Here is a 20,007-nt window from a genome sequence, read left to right as displayed (position 1 = left end):
GTGCTCAGCTACTGCCTAATTGACGCGGCTCAAACCGTTTGTTCGGCTATGGCTGGGTTACCTCCCCAGCCATACTAAATAACCCGAATGCTAGATAAGCGAAATAATTCCCAACGCAGCAACGGCAAACGCAAAATACTTAAACCAAATTTAGGTTTAGCTGTTTTCTGTCTATTTTTCCGCTACCTGTCTTAGGCAATTGCGCTAAAAACACAAACTTACTGGGTAACATATATTTGGGTAACCATTTTGCTAGTTCCTTACGGATCATCAGCCGAGGAATGGGCTGCCCACCACTGGTTTCAATATACGCGACCAAACAAGCCTCAGACGCTTGCCCTTGCAGTTTGACCACGGCATTATTCACCCGTTTAAGCCGTTTTAGCTGGGCTTCAATTTCCCCCAGTTCAATTCGAAAACCGCGTAATTTTACTTGATCATCAAAGCGACCTAAGTATTGAAAACTATCGCTGCCTAGTCGTCGCACTTTATCACCCGTGCGATAATAACGTCCCCCGGTTGCAGCTAGCACCACAAATTTCTCTTTGTTTAAACTATCGCGTTGCCAGTAACCATCGCTTAACGCCGCACCTTGAATACACAGCTCCCCCACCATGTTCATGGCAACTGGGTTATCATTAACATCAAGCACTTGATGAGAGTAACCAGCCAGAGAATGGCCTATTTTAAGATCAATGCCATGGCTCACTTCGCGCATCATCGACCACACCGTCGCTTCAGTTGGGCCATAGCAATTCCACAAAGTGGCCGTGCGCGAGAGAAGCTTCGTCGCCAGTGTTGCATCCAATGCCTCGCCACCACACAACGCGGTTAATTGAGCACTGCCCCGCCAACCAACTTGCAACAACATACGCCAAAAAGCGGGCGTCGCTTGTAACACATTAATAATGGGTTGCTGGGCTGCAGGCGCTTCTAAATAACGGCAAATGGCAAGGGGATCAGTATTCTCCTCGCTATTGGCAATCACTAACGTCGCTCCCGCTAGCAATGGAGCAAAAATCTCTAGCATAGAAATATCAAAGGCCATTGTGGTTATCAGTAACCACACCGTATCTTGATCTAACTGAAGGCGCTCATTCGCCGCGGCGAGAAAAGTATTGAGCGCGTGATGATTAATCATCACGCCTTTGGGCTTGCCCGTAGAGCCCGATGTAAACATCATATAGGCTAAGGTATCCTCAGCCAAAGTGAGTGCAACATCAGGTGCCATTTCACTCCCCTGCGCGGTGGCATCTGCATTCACTCGCTCGGTTGGCGCTAATGGGATCACCGGACAAACAAAATCGATACAACTGGCTAATTCGGTGGTTGACCACACGCAATTTAAACGCGCCTCTTTGGCAATGGTGGCAAGTCGCTGTTTCGGAAACTGCGGCTCAAGTGGCACAAAAGCAATGCCTGAAAAAAGGCAAGCCAACATGCACCCTACCATCTCCGGCCCACGATGCAGATACAGCCCCACTTTGTCACCTTGCTGCAAGCCATGAGCCATTAAACAAGCTTGCTGCGCAGCCACTAAGCTTAGCAACTCACAATAACGCATGGCTTCGCCGTTGTAATATAAGGCTACGCTATTTTGCTGCGCGGCCACCGTCATGCTTGCAAGCAGTGATTCATTTAGGCTCTTATGTACTATCGGGGTGGCTAAGTTGGACCACTGAGCCAAACAAAAATCAGTCGGCGAGCGCCAATCTTGCGCCGCAATTCCAGCCAGTAATTGATACCAAGCTTGCATCATCGAGTTAAGTTGATCGCCATTAAATAGCCCCATTGATGAGGTGATTTGCAAGGTTAATTGCTGCTGTTCAAGCTGACAATATGCTTTTAACTCAGCACAATGTTTAACTGTGAGCGGCTCAAAAGTCAGCAAACTATGGCAAAGAGCAAGGTCATTCTCTTGCCCCTGTTGCTGACACACATTTTCATCGCCTGCCTGAGCCCACTGGCGTTGAATATGTTGCAGCCAGCTAGCAATAGTCTGATCCGCTGTCGTGGGCATAGATAGCAGCAAACCACAGGTGACCGATCCTTGTTGAACGGCAATGGTTACCTCCGTCTCGCCACTATATTGTTGCTGCAACCAGCCCCAAGTAGCTAAACACAGGGTTTCTAAGCTGACCTGATACTGATTGCAGACAAAGCAAAGGGGTTCAAATACTGCTGCTAATGACCGCGAAGCGATAGACGCTTCCCCCGAATCTTGGCTAAGCCACTTATTTGCTAACGATAACGGCGGTGAAAAGTCATCAAGCGGGTTCATAACAACCTCCCTGACGATGATTTTCAAGTAAGTGCGACATTAAATAATCCGTCATGGCAGCTGGCGTCGGGTATTGATATACCTCGGAAATTGAAACCTCAGCCGCAAATCGCTCAGACAAACGCGCCGCTAATCGGATCACATTAAGAGAGTCAATCGCACACTCTGATAAGGGCCACTGCCAGTAACGCTCTGATAACGGCAAACCAGCAACATCACACCACAGCGACAGCACTTGCTGAGCGGTGGCTGAGCTTGGCGAAAATGCCAATGAAGTATCGCTGTTTGAGGTAGTTGTTTGTCTGCTGCCATCACCAGACACAAGCACAGTCACAGGCGTTTGCCAGTCTTGTGCGATAACCTCATTTAATTCAGCCAGCCAAAGCGATAACACATATTCTGCGCGCGTAGGCTCAATTTGATGACGGTCAAACTCAAAGCGTAACTGTGTTACCCCTGACATTTCAGACACCACCAAATTAAGAGGAAACTCAACCTTCTCATAAGCCGCCCCAAACTCTGGCTGTAATAGCTCGTCTGAGGCGCTATTTTGATCGCGTTTAGCACTTGGACGCGGGTAATTTTCATAAACAAATAAGCTTTGAAATAACCGCCCACGACCTCGCTGCAGGCCGATTAAAGACTGAGTCGCGTGCTGGTTTACTGACATAAGCTCAGTTTGCAACTGCGTAATATGATCGCCTAAGGTAATTGCACTCACCTCATTACCGTCAGGCCAACTGAGGATCAAAGGTAAACTATTAATATATAAACCAACACTTTCACCAATACGGTCAACAGGTAGATCTCGACCAGAAGTGACATTGCCCACTATCGTGGTTAACGCGCCAGTCATGCGCGCAATTAATCTATGCCAAGCATATTGCACCACCACACTAGTGGTTACGCCGACTTTTTGGGCAAGTAATGCCAGTTGCGCTTGCTGCTCAACATTCAATGATTGACGCACCACTGCTGGCGATTGTTGCGTTACAGCACTAAAATCACTTTCAAACAATCCGGTTAAATCATTTGCAAACTGTTGCTCAACACCCTTTTCCTGCCAGTAAGTAGCCACCCTAGCGGCCTGTTTAACACCGTATGCGGCCTGTTCAAGGTACGCATGATCAGGCTCCACGCTAGTTAATACCTGATCGCCTTTGCTTAATTCTGTCGCCGCCGATCTCATTATATTGGCATAAGCTTGATGCACAGCGGCAAATAAGCGTGGCCCGCTCCAGCCGTCAATAATGGCGTGATGACAACTAAACACCACCTCAAACTCTTGCTGGCTAAGCTTAAACACCGCGATACGCAGCAGTGGGCCTTGGCTTAAATTAAAACCACGCGCTAAATCATCGGCTTTATAACTTGAAATAATGCGCGCCGGATCCTCACTTTGGCACAAATCAGTGACAGATATAGGTAAGGTTAAATGATCAGAATAAGCCCGAACCAGTTGTATTAATGGCGTGTGCTCTTTGCCACCATCCCCTTCTATTAACACCACCCGCAGCGCCGGAAAACGTGCTATTGCCGACAGCCAAGCTTGTTGGTAGGCGTTAATATTTAAACGTTGACGGTATGTTATTGGCGTTTGTAAATGATAGGCATCGTCATTTGGACAACGTTGCCTATGCGCCCACATGCTTTGCTGCAACGAGGAAGCGGGTAATAGCATCGCTATATTTTGTTGTGCTTGCAGTTGCTCAAGGTACCCTTGGCTTAGTTTCACCAGAGGATAGTCACTGCAGGTTTTTTGCTCACCAACTTTCTTGTACACCTGTTGGCAGTGGCTTATTAACGCCAAAATATTGTCTGTTAACTGCCCCATAAACCTTTGACTCAGTGGATAAGCTAGCGCGCCCACTTGTCGTAACGTTAACTGACCATTAATAATGCCGCCATGTAAACTAATCAGTTCAGCAGGTTGATTTAAAGCCGACATCACTTGTCCGGGCTCAATCGGTAATGGCCGCCATTGACCTTGCTGCTGGGTTTGCAAGCCCAAGTAATTAAACACAATGGGTGATATAGTTAGCCGCTTTCCCTCGGGATGGAACTGGCGAAATGCATTAAAGCCGACACCTTTTAGCGGCACACTGCGTACCTGCTCTTTACATTGCTTGATCAAGCGAGATAACTCTGTATCAGCTTTCATTTTCACCGGATAAGTGCTGGTAAACCAACCCACAGTGCGACTCACATCCAGCCGCTCGGCAATGGCTTCTCGGCCATGGCCCTCAAGCATAATGATGTGATTTTCGCCCCAGCCCATGTCCGTTAACGTTTTCGTTAAGGCCGCAATCAGTAAGTCATTCACTTCGGTGTTAAAGGCCTGATGGCAGTGATGGATCAAGTCTTGTGTTTGTGCTTTTGACAGCGACAATTTAACCGCTTGACGCAAAGATGGCAGCGCAGCATGGGTGCGCAAGTCTTGATAGTCGACGCCTTGAGATTGACCTAGCCAGTAATCAAATTGACTTTCATTACTCGCGGCATAATTTGCCAACCCTTCGCCCCACTGGCGCAAACTGGATGTTTTTGCAGGTAAACGATGGCCTTGGGCTAATGCCCTGAGGTCTTCACTAATGATTCGCCAAGAGACGGCATCAATAACCCAATGATGAAAAGCTAAAAATAAACCATGTTGCGCCAAAGGGTGACCACTAATACGCGCCCATGCCAACACCTTACCTTGGGAGTAATCCATTTCCCCTTGTAACTGAGTAAGCGCGTCATATAACTCCGACTCACTCAACTGGCTCGCGTTTAGCTGTGTCAGCGGCGGTATTACCGGTAAGTCGCTGTATCGTTGCGTCTCTCCTCCCATGCCAGCAGACAAGCTTAAACGAAGGGCATCATGATGCAACATAAGCTGCTCCATCATAGCGCTAAGCTCGCTGTCGTTAAGGTCTGGAATCTCTAAGATAACCGCTTGATTCCAGTGATTTGGTTCAACATAAGCTTGCTCATTAAACCAAGCTTGGATCGGTAAAATAGGAAACTCACCCGTCAATACACCCGTTTCTGCATCAATCGTCATTAGCTCGGTTTGTTGTTGCTGTAAATGCTGACACAGTCGGCGCACCGTTTTACTTTCAAATACATCTTTAACTGAACATTCAAAGCCCGCAGCCCGTAATTGCGTCGTCAGTTGAATGCTTAAAATCGAGTCGCCACCTAGGCGGAAAAAGTCATCTTCCACTCCGCAGTCACAATTTAATATTTTGCGCCAAAGATCCAACACCTGACGCTCTGACTCAGATGCTGGCTCATCGTTCGCACCTTGGCGGATGGTCAATGCCGGCAACGCCGTCACGTCCACTTTACCATTTGGGTTTAATGGCATAGTGTCAACAAACATCAAATGCACGGGCACCATGTACTCAGGTAATTTTGCCGCAACCGCACGTAAAATATCGCTGCTTGGCGCGCGCTGGGCATTGGCTTTGCAACTGGCGTACGCCACCAATATTGGATTGTTACCTTGCTCAACCACTAAGGCTTTAACTTGCTGAATATATGGCGCAACTTGGGCCAGCTGAGATTCAATCTCCCCCAGCTCAATACGGTAGCCCCTTAGTTTAACTTGCTGATCGAGCCGCCCCATAAACTCTACTTCACCATTGTGACGCACGCGTGCCTTATCGCCAGTGTGATATAAACGCACACGCTGACCAGCTACCCATTGCTCGGTAAAAACACGTTCCGTTAACTCAGGTTGATTTAAGTAGCCTCGCGCTAGCCCTATGCCGGCAAGACATAACTCACCGGGCACACCTTGAGCGCAAAGGTTACCGCAACCATCCAGTACCACAGCTGCGCAATGTTGTATCGAGTGACCGATAGTAACAGGCGCGCCTTTAAGCAAAGGTTGCACTAAGGCTGTTACCGTAAATTCGGTAGGGCCATACATATTATGCAATGTCAGTTGGCTGGCCCAATTATCCACCAGCTTAGTTGGGCACGCCTCGCCCCCAATAGCGACAACACGTAAATAACTTAGCGGTTGCACCGGCAAAGCAGCAAACAAGGCCGTAGAAATAATCATGTGCGTGGCTTTGAGTGTTTCACTGTGGGTTAAAAGCCGTTCATTTGGCTCACCAAAAGCCAGTGTAGCCCCCGCCATTAATGGCAACATAGCGGTCATATTGCCGGCATCAAAAGACAGTGACATACAGTTAAACATCACGCTTTCTGCGTTGATTTGCAAACGCTGCAAATGGTCTTGCATCAAATTAACAAAAGCGCCATGTTCAACCATCACGCCTTTAGGCAAACCAGTTGAACCCGAAGTGTAGATGACATAGGCGAGTTGATTGGGCTGAGCCAACTGCGGACTGGATAACTCAACCGATGTGGCGGGACAAAGTGCAATCGCCGCCCGTGATTCAGGACCAGATAAGTCAATAATTGTGGCCGATAAATGAGGATGTTGCTGCGCAAACGTTGCTGACGGCGCCAAGATAAATGTTAACTCAGCATCATTAATAATATGGGTTAAGCGCTCTGGCGGGTAGTCAGGATCAAGGGGGACATATGCTCCGCCCGCTTTCCAAATGGCCAGTGCCGCGATGGGAAATACCTCATCACGCAGTGCCACTATCCCTATCCGCTGCTCTTTGCCGACGCCTTGTTGCTGTAACCAATGGGCCAGCTGATTAGCTTGCTGCTCTAGCTCTGCATAAGTTAACGCTTGGTCCTGACACCTGACGGCGAGATGCTCAGGATAATTTTGGGCCGCATGCTCAAACAAATGATGCGCCAAACAAGTGTCGCCTAAACCAGCGCGTTGATAGTCACTGGGCAGCGCCGCTAATTGCGCCGCGACCCTTTGCTCATAGTCGTTAGCAATGATGGGTAATTGCCAGATATCTTGTTCGGGTGACGCCAGCACACTCTCTAACAAACGGACAAAAGTATCAGCTAGATTTTGCACCATTTGATGTTCAAAAATCCCTGTGCTGTATAGCCACTCAAGTTTCACACCATCAACCAGTTCAGTCACCTTTAAGGAAATATCGGTTTTAGCCGGCAACACTGGCGATGGCTCTTCAACCGCACCACAACCTGGGATCAAGTCATTAAAATCAACCTTGGCTTGATACACCAACATGATTTGAAAAATGGGGTTTATGGCGGTGGTACGGTCGGCTCCAATCGCTTCACTTAAGGCTTCAAAACGATAAAGTTGATGGTCAAATGCGGCCAGATCTTGTTCACGACACGCTTTTAAGTAATCGGCAAAGGATTGTTGCTCCGGTACTTGTGTCCGCAGTACGATGGTATTGACGAAAAAACCGACGACATCTTCAATTTCATGCCGCTCTCGATACGCTAACGGCGTGCCAATAACAATGTCATTATTGGCACTGACTCGGGCCATTAACAAAGAAAACACACTGTGTAGACCGATATAATTTGACGTACTATAACGTTGGCATAAGTGTTTAAAACGCTCCCATGTCGACAACTCAATGGCCGAAAAAACCAAAGCGCCATCGTTATTATGATGGGCAGGTCTTGGCTTATCTAATGGCAAACTGTGTACTTCGGGAATGCCACGTAAACGCTCAACCCAAAAAGCCTTATGAAGATTGTGATAATCTAAAAAATCTGCTGAGTTAAACCAATTAGCATAATCAAGATAGTTCAGCTTAGTCGGTGTCACCGCGGGAAATGCCCCTTCAGGGCTTGTCCTTTGTCCATTTTGAAAAGCAAGAAACGCCTGCTTGAGATCCGCGAACATATTTTTCACCGACCAACCATCAGAAATAATGTGATGCTGGGTGAGCATCAACAAATGTTCATCTTGTTGAAGCTGCACTAAGGTCACGCGTGTTAACTCGCCAGCCGCTAGCGCAAAAGGCTGGTTAATATCATCAATCACTAATTGCTTTAATTTGGCTTCGCGTTCACCTATCGGCAGATGCATCAGGTTTTTATGGTTAATCTGCAGTGCCCCTGATGAACTTATATGTTGCTCACCTTTACCTTGGGCATTTTTAACAAAGCGCGTGCGCAAACTGGCATGCTTTTGCACTAAGCTATTAAAGCTATACTGCAACGCTGCCACATCCAGCTGGCCAGTCAGTCGAAAATGCACGGGCATATTATAAAGGTGCGAATTCTCTTCATATTGCTCAATAAACCATAAGCCACTTTGTGATGAAGAAAGTGGCCCAATGCTTTGGCCAGTTGCTTTAATTGGCTGTTCAAACCGGCCCTTGGCGGCTAAACAATCAACAATGGCGTCCTTGTTCATTTTTATTTGTTGACCAATTGCTGGGGTCATGGCCGCTTTACTCGATTGCGAGGTTAATTGGCCTTGTTCGTTTAACATTAAACGCACACCTTGGCGCTCTAAAGCAGTTAACAACGATATAATGTCTGTCATGAGAAGGTCCTAAGCATTTAAAATAGCGCCACCGTCAACCACAATGTCTTGCATGGTAACGTGGTTGGCAGCCTCTGAAGCAAGAAATAGCACAACACCAGCGATGTCTTGTGGCTTGGCTATTTTTCCAAGTGGAATGCCAAGTTTAAATTGACTGGGAAAGCCCTCAATCGTGCGCTGCTCGGCATCATGGCTGTGCCATAAGGCGCGTTGCATGTCGGTATCCGTCGAACCCGGTGACACCAAATTGCAGCGCACACCAAAAGGCGCAAGCTCAAGTGCCACGCAATGAGATAAACTGGTTAAGGCCGCCTTTGAGGCACAGTATGCCGACATTAACTGACGCGGCACGTGGGCGGCATTAGAGCTGACATTAACAATGGCACCATGATGCTGACGCTTAAAAGTCGGGATCACTTGTTGCAACAAATAAAAAGGACCTGAAACATTCACGTCAAGGCAGGCTTGCCAGTCATCCACCGTAAGTTGCTCTACTTCTCCCAAGCGTAATATCCCCGCTACATTAACCAGTACATCCAGCTGGGGCTGCTGCGCCAGCACGCTTTGTGCCATAGCGGTAACAGCAGCCGCATCACTGATATCAACGCGCTGGGTGACAAAAGGATAATTGTCTGCGCCAAAGGCAATATCAAATCCAATAACCTCGGCCCCTTGGTCTACAAACTGCTGCGCAATCGCTCGGCCAATTCCTTTTGCAGCACCGGTTACCCACACCACTTTGTTTAAAAACAGTTGCTCTTGCATGCTTACCACACCATTTCCACTTCATCTTCACCTTGTGTTTGCAGCTGCTCCAGAAAATGACAAAACTCACTTAATATTGGGCGATCAAACACATCGGATACCTTCACACTAAGGCCAAACTCAGCGGCGAGACGGTTAACAATTTGAATGGTCTGTAAGGATTGGCCACCCAGCTCAAAAAAGTTGTCCTGACCTTGGATCCCTGACACGCCTAATATTTGCTGCCAAATCGCGCAAACGCGGGTTTGGGTTTCGGTCGCCAGCTCAGTGAACTCAGTGTCTTGATGATACAAAGCCAATAGCGCTTTTCGGTCGACCTTATTGCTGCTCGTTTTCGGCAGGGATGACATTACGCGGTAATCCGTTGGCACCATGGCGGCGGGCAGCACTTGGCTCAGCTCGCCCTTGATGTCCTTAGCTGATAAATCTGCTTCATTACTGGCGACAAAGGCCACCAACCGGCGGATACCACTGTCATAGACAATGCCTTGAACACAGGCTTCTAGCACTTTAGATTGCGCCAATAAGTGCGACTCGATTTCGCCGGGATTAATCCGATAGCCACTTATTTTGAACTCATTATCAATGCGGCCAAGGTAAACGATATTGTTAGAAGAATCTGCGTCACAGCTGACCCGATCACCCGTGCGATAAACGCGGCGCCATTGGTCACCAATCAGCAGTTCAGTAAATGCGTCGTGTTGTAATCCAACATAGCCTTGAGCTAAGGTCGGACCGAGTAACACTAACTCACCGCTGTGCGCTGGTTTATCCCCTTTGCCTAAGATTAATGCTGCTACACCCGGCAGCGGTTGCCCAATGGGAAGCTGACTAACATTCGTCGCGACATGCTGAATATCACAATAAGTTGCAACCACCGTGGCTTCCGTCGGCCCGTAGGTATTTAACAAGCGAATACTCTGATTTAACGGTAAAACATCCCTTGCTACCGCCCGTTGCCACTTAGCTAGTTGCTCTGGATAAACGGCTTCACCGCCAATGATCACGCCTGTTAAACAATGGGGCAGTTTAACCATACCGCTATCTAAACTAACCACCCATTCATTCCAAAAAGCGGTAGGTAAATCCAATAAGGTTATTTGCTGCGCTTCAATAAACGCCACAAATTCGTTCATGGATTCAAGCATGGCATCTGTTCGCAGCACCAGCTCTGCGCCTGCGGTTAAGGTAACAAACACTTCTTCAATACTGGCGTCAAAATTAAACGGCGCAAATTGCAATACGCGGTCATCGCAGCCAACTTGATAAGCTTGGCGAGCACTGGCAACAAAATGGGCCAATGCCCCGTGACTGATGTTAACGCCTTTCGGTTGGCCAGTTGAGCCGGAGGTAAACATGACATAAGCGCTATCTTGCGCGGTGCTTGCGTATTCAAAACAAGGCTCAGCGCTCAAACTTCCAGCTAGCAACACCTTAGCGACGGCTAAGGGGGCAAGTTGATGTTGGTATTCGGCTTGGGTGATCAGGGTGTTTATGGTCCCTTGTAGCACAATACTTTGTTGGCGCGACAATGGCTGTTCAGGATCGAGCGGCACATAAACAGCGCCAGATAACAGCACCCCTAAGGTACTAATGATCTGCTTTGGCGATCGCTGCAACGCAACCCCTACTCGATCGCCAGCCCTCACCCCTTGCTGATTAAGAGCAGCAGCGGCCTGCTGCGTTTGTTGCCACAACTCACCATAAGACAACACTTGATCTTGATAGCGGATGGCAATTCGCTCAGGTGTATACTCAGCCCAATGACGGATCTGAGTAAGCGCACAACCCGTAATCCTTGGTTCATTTAGCGGCGCTCCAGCAATAATCGCCTGCGCGCGCTCGCGCGCAAAACAACTATTCAACAGTGTTACTACGGTTTCCTCGGGCGCGCCTGACCAACGCTCAAGCAGATCAAGATACTCTTGCTTAATCGACGCCACTTGCTGTGCTTGATACACACTTGGGTTCGCATCAATATCCAATAAAGGAGCCCCTTCATTTTGACTGTGTATCTCTATGGTTAAATCTTCAACAGGTCCAGCACTCAGGTTCAACGTTTGCGCAGTAACATCGCCATATTTCAGCGGATGGTCAAAGGGCATGATGTTCACTAAGGTGCCAAACAACCGCTGCTCGCCACCAACGCGGTTGATATCACGGCGCAAATCCTCATAACGATAATGTTGAAAACGGCGCATTTTCTTTTTATGACTGGCAATTTTGCTGGCCACGTCCATTAGCTGGTCTTGGTCTTCAATATCTACCACTAATGGCACGATATTCATTTGCATACAGGGCACCGTTAATGATTTTGATCCCATACGGTTCATTACCATCATGCCGATGACCACTTGCTTGTCGCCGGTATAGCATCTTAAGTGCACGCTGATGGCAGCTAATAGAACATCTACCCAAGTAACTTTATTCATTTGCGCAAGATGCTGCACTCGTTGCCATGTTGCCCCATCAATATGACCCGACTGTCGATGAAAACGGGCTGAAATGGGCATCACTTTTTCTGCATAAGAAGACGCGGGAGATTGCGCTGTCAGCAAAGAAAGCCAAAAGTCTCGCGCTTTCTGATAAGCGCCCGATTCTTTGCGTTGCTGATCTTCCGCGAGCACTGCATCAAATTGACCAAAGGGGCTTGGTGTAATCGCCTTGTCGTTAACAAGGGCTGAATAAATCTCGGCAATTCGCTGAAACATTAAGCTTGTGCCAAAGCCATCCAATGCAATATGGTGCACACAGGTGTACAAATATTGTTTCGTTTGCCCTTCTAATAAGGTAAACCGACAAGGTAATTCCTTGCTTAAATCAAAAGGGATCTCAATGTCTTTTTCTGCCCATGCACTAACAAGGCTGGCTTCAGCAACCTCATCTACTTCATCGAGCCGGACAGTGGGTAGCTGAGCCGGCAGCGTGGCGGGCTGCATATAAGGGACGTTGGCATCATCACTGACAAAGTGACATGATAAACACGCTATTTCCTGCACTGTTTGTTGAATTGCGCGCGCTAGCCAAGGTGTTTGTATTTCACTTTGAAAAACAATGCATTCAGCCGTGTTAAATAAGGCTTTGTTTTGATTAAGTGTATGCCCCAGCCAAAGACCTTGCTGCGCGGTATTTAACTGCTTCATATTTGCGCCTCTTGTTGCGCACTGATCAACTGCCACCAATTGTTTAATGTTGGCTCATTGGCCAAAGCAACAAAATTGAGTTCAATACCTTGCTTGCGCCATTGCGTTAATAACGACATGACATGAACCGAATCTAAGCCGTAATCCAGTAAGTTTTCATCCGCATCAAATTCATCTTCAGGCTCATCAATTAATGACAGGATCGTTCCTTGTAATGTTGCTTTGGTGATAGGCGACTCTGCTCCATTGGTCGTTTCATTGGTGGCATTGGCGGCCTGGTTGATCGCTGGTGTGGCTTGCTCTGTCACCGATGCGGTAGTGACGACTTGTCCGCATCGCGTGGCGACATATTTAAGCGCCATGTCGTGATCATCTCTAGAGAAATCGGCAACAGCATCGCCAACCATAAAAGGTTTAATATCTCGCATAAATGCATCAACCGCGGTCATTAAACAACCGATATGGCCATAAATGCCGCCAATTAATAGCTGATTGCGGCCTAACTCTTTCATTATTTGTTCAAGTGGCGCACGCTGAAAAGCACTATAGCGCCACTTATCTAGCACTGTGTCTTCTGGCTCAGGTGCTAACGCTGATACCACTTCTTGTTGCTCTGGCGATTGATTAATCCCCGGCCCCCACATATCCGTCAGTAAACCTCGGTCAGCAATGTTTTGCTCTTTTGGTTGCGCGGTATAAACAACAGGAATGCCATTCGCTTTACAATAAGCCTTAATTGACACGAGATTAGCGATAACCTCGTCGATCAAAGCGTTTTCTGCACCATAAAAACTCACAAAGTACTCTTGCATGTCATGAATTAAAAATACGGCCTGGCTAGGATCAAAAGTCCATGACACCTTGTTGGTTGGAAAATCCTCGATACGGGGTAATGGGTATGCTGAGAGCGCGGTTATGGCCATATTAAGATTCCTTCACTTGCTTAAATTTAATTTGCTGTATAAGTTGACGCAATTGGCGTTTATCTATTTTGCCAACCGGGGTTTCTGGTAAACGATCAATAAATTCAACATGATCGGGTAATTTATATGCCGCAACACCAAGGGATCGAAGGTACTTACGAAGTGCCATCGCGGTTAAGGTTTCATCTTCCCGAGTGACAAAAGCACAGCTTTTTTCGCCCATTATGGGGTCAGGCATCGACACAATCGCGACGTTGGTAATACTGGGATGCGTCAGTAATTGATTTTCGATTTCTTCCGCGGCAATTTTTTCTCCGCCGCGATTGATTTGGTCTTTATCACGACCCACCACAATCAAGTAGCCCGATTCAGTTTGCTTAACCACATCACCCGAGCGATAAAAACCTTCTTGATCAAATGCAGTTTCGTTGTGCTCAGGGCTCAAGTAATAACCGCGAAAGGTATAAGGACCGCGTGTTAACAGTGCCCCAGCCTCGCCAGTCGGAACACGCTCCCCCGCTTGATTGACGATTTTGATTTCGTCATCCTCACTAATAGGGCGACCTTGAGTATGAAAAGTATGCCATTCATCGTCGTCTAATCGGGTGTAATTCACTAAGCCTTCCGCCATGCCAAACACTTGTTGTAATTGGCAACCAAGCTCTGGCTTGATCCTTTTTGCTAACGCTTCGCTTAAACGGGCACCACCCACTTGCACTACGCTAAGGGTCGTTAAATAATCAGGAAAACTGCTCGCGGCTTGTAGCCACAAAGTGATCGCAGGCGGCACTAACGCGGTGACGGTGATGCCGTGCTTATGAATCAGTGGAAAACAAGTCATTGCGCTGGGGTCGGTGGCTAATACCACGGTTCCACCAGCGTAAAACACGCCTAAACTGCCGGGTGAGCTAAGGCTAAAATTATGGGCCGCTGGCAGTGCGCAAAGATAACGAGTGTCGGTATTTATCTGACAAATTTCGGCGCTGGCTCTCACACTGTAGTAATAGTCATCATGGGTTCGTGGGATCAGCTTAGGCGTACCCGTGCTGCCGCCCGACAGTTGAAAAAATGCAACTTGATCGGGCGAAGTAGATTGCCAGTCCGTAGCTGACACATTCGCCGCTGGCGAATCAAACAAGGCGCTAAGCGAGTGTGCCCATGACGCTTCCCCTTCTAACAACCAATGATCTAACACTGGGCAAATAGCGCGTAATTGCTGTGCAAAAGCGTTATCTTTGAATAAGGCATGTTGCGAAGACACAATGGCCACTTCAGGTTGCAATTGTTCAACGTACGACATTAACTCAACTTTATTGTGACTAAACAAAGCATTAACTGGCGCAATGCCCACTTTAAGTAAAGCAAAATATACGAGGTAAAACTCAGCGATATTAGGCAGTTGCACCAATGCGGTAGCGCCTGCCCGCAAGCCTATTTGATGCAAATGTGACGCTAGATGAGAGCTGAGCCTATCAAGGTCAGCATAACGATAACAACGTTCGCCACAAATCAACGCAAGATCATCGGCTGCGGTTGCTTGATGCCGTGTAATAATGTCGACCAGTGGCTGGCCACTCCAATAGCCCTTTTCGCGATAGCGTTTCGCCAGTGGCTCTGGCCATGGGGTGAATGGGATACTCATTTGGCCTCCTGTTCATTAAAGCCAAACGCCTTCAGCATAGTGCCGAATTTTGCTTGTGTTTCTAGCCATTCTGCATTTGAACATGAGCCATTCACGATACCGGCCCCGGCAAACAAACGAACTTGGTCATGTTTAACTTCACCACAGCGTATGGTAACAACCCATTCTCCATTGCCACGCGAATCGCACCAACCCACCATTCCACTGAACATACCGCGTTGAAACGGCTCCAATTGCGCAATGGCTTGTTTTGATAAATCAAAGGGGTAACCACAGACTGCTGGCGTTGGATGAAGCAAACAAGCAAGCTGCAACGCATTCATATCCTTGCTACCTAGTTCAGCTTCTATACGGGTTGATAAATGCCACATGGCTGGCGTATTAATCAGCGATGGCGCTGTTGGAACATCAAGTTGCTGACAATGTGGCTTGAGCAGCCGAGCAATTTCCTCAATCACTAGCCGATGTTCATAACGATCCTTGCTTGATTGTAAAAGCGCGTGACTGATCTGTTGATCAAGCGCTGGATTACTTTGACGCTTTGCTGACCCCGCTAGCGGGTTGGAAATAAGCTGCGTACCCTGCTTACGAATAAGCAACTCAGGACTGGCCCCTAACAGCACGCTGCCTTGGGTTTGTGGCACCGAAAAATGATAGGCTTGCGGGTTTTGTTGCCATAAGCTTGCGAGAATTGCTCGGGGTGACACTGGGTCAGAAAACGACAAGTTTAACACTCGTGATAAGACGGTTTTTTCAAGGGCGCCCAAAGCAAACTGATTGACCGCTTTGCATACCGCATCTTTAAAGCTTGCTTCATCGGGCTCGCTACGCATATGCGACAACAGGATTTGCTCTTGTTGTTGGCCCTCGCCAGACAGTGCGATATCCATGTTGTCGACAAAAAATGCCGTTTGTGGAATATATAAACAAGATGGTTGAGTTACATCAAAAGGCACTGAGCCCACGATGATTGGATTATCATTACCTTTTTGCTTTTCTAGTTCAAATGCGCGCTGTATTGCTGCTTGGAATAGACTATCTTTATCTTCACCGCCTACCGCAGGCTGAACAATTCGCTGACTAACATTTAATGCGACTAATGTTTGATCTTCCGATCTAAACAAACAGTCGTTATGCGGTGAAAACGATGCAAGATTATAAGATAGCGCTTGATTTGGTGTCTGTTGCATAACACAACCCCTTTTAATGCAAATCCTTGACGCGAGTTTCACTCGTTCAATATTGTTCGAAGATCTAAGGCGCTAGATCTGCCATTTGCATTGCTTCACATTGCTTTATAATTATTTTTATCTAAACCAGACAGCTGGTTTTATCTTGATGGTGTTAATCGTTGTTATTGTTGCAAGCTGGGAGTAAGCGCTGGGCTTACTCCCATTTGACGATTAAAAATCGTAAGCAACGCCGGCATAGATACTGCGGCCTTTGAGGATGTAATCGTATTTCACTGCGATATCATCGCGGTCTTCATCGGTTAAGTTGGTGACACCGGCTTTGAACGTCAGGTTTTTAATCGCTTCATACTGCGCGCCAACATCTAGGGTTGAATAAGCACTGGCTTTTTCTTGTGACAAAGACGTGCCTAAGAACTGAGACCCGGTGTAGTTGTAAGCAAGAAAAGTCGATAGGTTTTCCATTGCTTGCCAATCTAGCTGTGCGTTCCAAGTATTACGCGGCGTTAGTGTCAACTCTTTACCGGTGCTGTTGTCTTCGGAGTCGGACAATAAATAGTTGGTGTTAATACTTAGCGAGTCAGAAACATCGAACCAAGCTGACAATTCAATACCACGAATAGTCGCTTTATCTACGTTCATGTAGCTTAATGAGGTTTTTACTCGATCCCATGCTTCAGCTTTAATCATGTCTTCAATTTCATTATTGAATAACGTTAAGCTGCCACCAAACTGCTCTGCCTCATAACCAGTTGATAGCTCGTAGCTTACTGACGTTTCCGCTTTCAAATCTGGGTTACCAACTACAGTACAAGCGCCGCGACACGCAGTAACACCATAGGCATCACTGTACTGATTTAGACCCGGGGCCTTAAATGCTTTACCAATACCGCCCTTGACTACCCATCTATCGGTAATACTGTATACCGCATAAGCCCTTGGGCTAAATTCACCGCCATATACTTGGTGATCATCAAAGCGACCGCCAACAGTCAAAGACAGCTCACCGAGATCAAATTCGTCCTGGATATAAATGGCCGATTGGTCATAATCTACCGTGTTTGAACCTAGCGTCAGGTTGTTCTCTAATTTGGTCTTGCGGTACTCAGCCCCTCCGGTAACCAAATGAGACGCGATGTAACCCGACAGTTGTGCTTCAATGGCTTGGTTAGTTTGATTAACATCGCCCACTGCTTTATTGAGACCTGAATTATCCATTAAGTCAGTAGACTCATAGCTGTAGCGCAAGGTGGAATCAAATGCCGACCAATAACCCTTGTGGGTTAATGCCGCATTAATTCGTTCAAGCTCTTGCACATTGTTCACCGCTCTGCCCCAGTTATTCCAGTCAGCATCACGATCATCTTTGCTGTAGATCAGATCTAAGTCCACGTCTTGCTCGGCACTTAACAGCCACTTCACGTTGGAATAAATATTCAATTTTTCACGCGCTTCTAACGCATCAGCATCTGGGTTTTTGCTTAGTTTTGTTCGCCAAGCATCACGATCGCTTTTTTCGATAATCAAGTTGGCGAGTAATTTTTCAGGGACTAACGCGCCACTGATATAAGCATTTACCTTGTTAGTATCTCCGCCTTGTCCCTGAGTAATGCCATCAAATTGATAACCTACTGAGCCGTTTGTGGTTTCGCTTGGTTGACGTAAGATAACGTTAACGACACCGCCCAGCGCATCAGCACCATAAAGTGACGACATCGGGCCGCGGATCACTTCGATGCGTTCAACAGCCGTCATCGGGATGGTAGATAGATCAAAATCATTACCGTAGCCCGAGGTTAATGCATCTCGAGAGTTTACTCGGCGGCCATTCACCAACAGCAAAGTGTAATCGGAATCAAGGCCACGAATTTTAATCTCGTTGCGCCCGTATGATGTACCGGGGTTAACATTGATACCGGGTAAATGTTTAATCGCTTGTGCCACGTCATTAACATTCAGCTTATCCAACTCTTCTCGGGTGATATAGGAAACTGAAGCAGGCGCCGTTAGCTCTGTGTGCTTGGTTTGCGTCGCTGTAATAACAATCGCTTCATTATTAGCTTGAGCTGCCATCACGTGACACGAAGATAATAAACCTGCCGCCAGCAGCGCTTGATTAATTAAGCTAATTGAAAACTGTTTTTTCCCTTGAATTTGGTTCATTGCCACAACTCCATGATAATAGTGGCGCGAATGATAACTATTGTTATTTGTAAGATCAATAGCAAGTATTTAGATATTGACTATTTTCAATATTCAGAAAAAAAGTGGACGTTGCAGGCCACCTTATACCAGAAGCAAAAATGATAATGAGAACCGTTATTGAATGTAAAACGAGTTTTGGTTACTATCCTTGCCTTTTTAATCAATGTGAATAGCCATGGAACTGCAAAATAGTAAGGCAAAAAAATACGTGCTGCGATTAGCCCTGTTAATCAATATGCTGTCTATTGCAACGTTAATGATGGTGATGCCACTCGCTGCTGATTTTGTTACTCATTTAGACATGAAAGCCGAGCATATTGGCTATATTAGTGGTGGCGCCACATTAGCATCGGCCTTGGTGGGTTTTTTCATCGCACCTTATTTAGACCGGTTTGATCGTAAGCACGCGTTGATAGGCTTTTTAGTTGTTCGCTCTGTGTTTATTGTGCTGTGTGGTTTATCTACAACCCAAAGTGAACTGCTTACTCTATTTATTCTTGCTGGCTGTTTCGCTGGCCCAGTTAGTGGCTTGATGATGGCATCGGTGATTGATGTAGCCGATATAAAAGAAAGAGGAAAAGCCGTCGCCTTTGTCGCCAGTGGCTTTTCGTTGGCGGCTATTATCATGGTGCCCTTGTCGTTAGAGCTCTCGGCACGAGTATCTTGGCAAGTAAACTTTTATTTCTTTGGTGTATTAGGTTTGGTGTTAGCAGGCTTTTGTTGGCACTTTATGCCAAATTTACGCGCTCATTTGAAGCCTAATAATCAACCGACTGCCAGCCATGCAAATATGCTGTTTAGCCCTGCGGTTATTATCGCTTGTAGTGCAGTGGCCATCAGTATGTTTGGCCACTTCTTATTGGTGCCAAATTTATCCTCATTCTTTCAATTTAATCTTAATTTTCCCCGAGAACATATTAGTTTGCTGTATTTGTTTGGTGGGGTGGCGAGCTTAGTGGCAATGCGTTTTTTTGGTAGAACGATTGATAAGGGTTGGATCATGTCAACCTTATGGATAAGCAGCTTGTTCGTTGCCGCGACTGTCTATTTGGGCTTTATTTCACTGGGCTCACTCTCTGTATATATTATCTTTATACTCTTCATGGCGTTTAGCTCTGCCCGAACAGCGGCAATTTCTGCAATCACGTCTCGTGTTCCTGCACCTCATCAGCGCGCCGCCTTTATGTCTTATCAAGGTACGGTGTCTAGCCTCGCCGCGGGGGCAGCCAGCATGGCATCTTCCGTGCTGCTAACCTCTAATACTCATGGCGAGTTAATCGGCATTCAATCTTTAGCCTCACTAACAATACTCACCACCTTTTGCGCCCCTATTGCCATCTTTTTACTATTGCGCAGCCTACGCGCAAGGCATGAAGCGAGTGTGGCGTAACAGCAAGATAATCTGTTTTCAGTTTAATTTGCTCCAATCCAGCTGGGCTTGAAGTCAATTTCAAGCCC

9 protein-coding genes are annotated in these 20,007 nt (G+C 47.0%); 1 reads left to right on the top strand and 8 read right to left on the bottom strand.

Annotated features, from left to right (window positions below; translation table 11 throughout):
- Positions 1-139 precede the first annotated feature (139 nt).
- The 8 genes from K6Y31_RS19730 to K6Y31_RS19695 all read right to left on the bottom strand — a co-directional run bounded on the left by K6Y31_RS19730 (position 140) and on the right by K6Y31_RS19695 (position 18,507).
- Positions 140-2,281 (bottom strand): amino acid adenylation domain-containing protein, encoded by a 2,142-nt coding sequence (locus K6Y31_RS19730; protein WP_233054757.1) that lies wholly within the window; start codon positions 2,279-2,281, stop codon positions 140-142.
- Entirely contained in the window at positions 2,268-8,681 is a 6,414-nt protein-coding gene (locus K6Y31_RS19725) for a non-ribosomal peptide synthetase (RefSeq protein ID WP_233054756.1), read from the bottom strand. Before K6Y31_RS19725 ends, K6Y31_RS19730 begins: the two co-directional genes overlap by 14 nt.
- Before the next feature lie 9 nt (positions 8,682-8,690).
- Positions 8,691-9,446, bottom strand: a complete 756-nt coding sequence (dhbA, locus tag K6Y31_RS19720; RefSeq protein ID WP_233054755.1) for a 2,3-dihydro-2,3-dihydroxybenzoate dehydrogenase — start codon at positions 9,444-9,446, stop codon at positions 8,691-8,693.
- A 2-nt stretch (positions 9,447-9,448) separates the two neighbouring features.
- Positions 9,449-12,589, bottom strand: coding sequence for a non-ribosomal peptide synthetase (locus tag K6Y31_RS19715; RefSeq protein WP_233054754.1), 3,141 nt, complete (start codon positions 12,587-12,589; stop codon positions 9,449-9,451).
- Positions 12,586-13,512 (bottom strand): isochorismatase, encoded by a 927-nt coding sequence (locus K6Y31_RS19710; protein WP_233054753.1) that lies wholly within the window; start codon positions 13,510-13,512, stop codon positions 12,586-12,588. Before K6Y31_RS19710 ends, K6Y31_RS19715 begins: the two co-directional genes overlap by 4 nt.
- A 1-nt stretch (position 13,513) precedes the next feature.
- Complete coding sequence (locus K6Y31_RS19705) at positions 13,514-15,154, bottom strand: (2,3-dihydroxybenzoyl)adenylate synthase (protein WP_233054752.1); 1,641 nt, start codon at positions 15,152-15,154, stop codon at positions 13,514-13,516.
- The gene (locus tag K6Y31_RS19700) at positions 15,151-16,344 is read right to left on the bottom strand and encodes an isochorismate synthase (RefSeq protein ID WP_233054751.1); all 1,194 of its coding nucleotides are present in this window, start codon (positions 16,342-16,344) and stop codon (positions 15,151-15,153) included. Before K6Y31_RS19700 ends, K6Y31_RS19705 begins: the two co-directional genes overlap by 4 nt.
- A gap of 213 nt (positions 16,345-16,557) precedes the next feature.
- Positions 16,558-18,507 (bottom strand): TonB-dependent receptor domain-containing protein, encoded by a 1,950-nt coding sequence (locus tag K6Y31_RS19695; RefSeq protein WP_233054750.1) that lies wholly within the window; start codon positions 18,505-18,507, stop codon positions 16,558-16,560.
- A 217-nt stretch (positions 18,508-18,724) separates the two neighbouring features.
- Here K6Y31_RS19695 and K6Y31_RS19690 point away from each other — a divergent pair, with 217 nt between their 5' ends.
- Positions 18,725-19,939, top strand: coding sequence for an MFS transporter (locus K6Y31_RS19690; RefSeq protein ID WP_233054749.1), 1,215 nt, complete (start codon positions 18,725-18,727; stop codon positions 19,937-19,939).
- Positions 19,940-20,007: the final 68 nt, after the last annotated feature.

This window comes from Motilimonas cestriensis (assembly GCF_021295315.1).
GTDB classification, from domain to species: domain Bacteria; phylum Pseudomonadota; class Gammaproteobacteria; order Enterobacterales; family CBDFNC01; genus Motilimonas; species Motilimonas cestriensis.
The sequence above is the reverse complement of the archived record's forward strand: the minus strand, read 5'-3'. Positions and strand labels throughout refer to the sequence as shown.

Excerpts from the sequence above, each read along its gene's own strand:
- K6Y31_RS19730 (WP_233054757.1), bottom strand. The coding sequence starts at position 2,281 with ATGAACCCGCTTGATGACTTTTCACCGCCGTTATCGTTAGCAAATAAG.
- K6Y31_RS19725 (WP_233054756.1), bottom strand. The coding sequence starts at position 8,681 with ATGACAGACATTATATCGTTGTTAACTGCTTTAGAGCGCCAAGGTGTG.
- dhbA (WP_233054755.1), bottom strand. The coding sequence starts at position 9,446 with ATGCAAGAGCAACTGTTTTTAAACAAAGTGGTGTGGGTAACCGGTGCT.
- K6Y31_RS19715 (WP_233054754.1), bottom strand. The coding sequence starts at position 12,589 with ATGAAGCAGTTAAATACCGCGCAGCAAGGTCTTTGGCTGGGGCATACA.
- K6Y31_RS19710 (WP_233054753.1), bottom strand. The coding sequence starts at position 13,512 with ATGGCCATAACCGCGCTCTCAGCATACCCATTACCCCGTATCGAGGAT.
- K6Y31_RS19705 (WP_233054752.1), bottom strand. The coding sequence starts at position 15,154 with ATGAGTATCCCATTCACCCCATGGCCAGAGCCACTGGCGAAACGCTAT.
- K6Y31_RS19700 (WP_233054751.1), bottom strand. The coding sequence starts at position 16,344 with ATGCAACAGACACCAAATCAAGCGCTATCTTATAATCTTGCATCGTTT.
- K6Y31_RS19695 (WP_233054750.1), bottom strand. The coding sequence starts at position 18,507 with ATGAACCAAATTCAAGGGAAAAAACAGTTTTCAATTAGCTTAATTAAT.
- K6Y31_RS19690 (WP_233054749.1), top strand. The coding sequence starts at position 18,725 with ATGGAACTGCAAAATAGTAAGGCAAAAAAATACGTGCTGCGATTAGCC.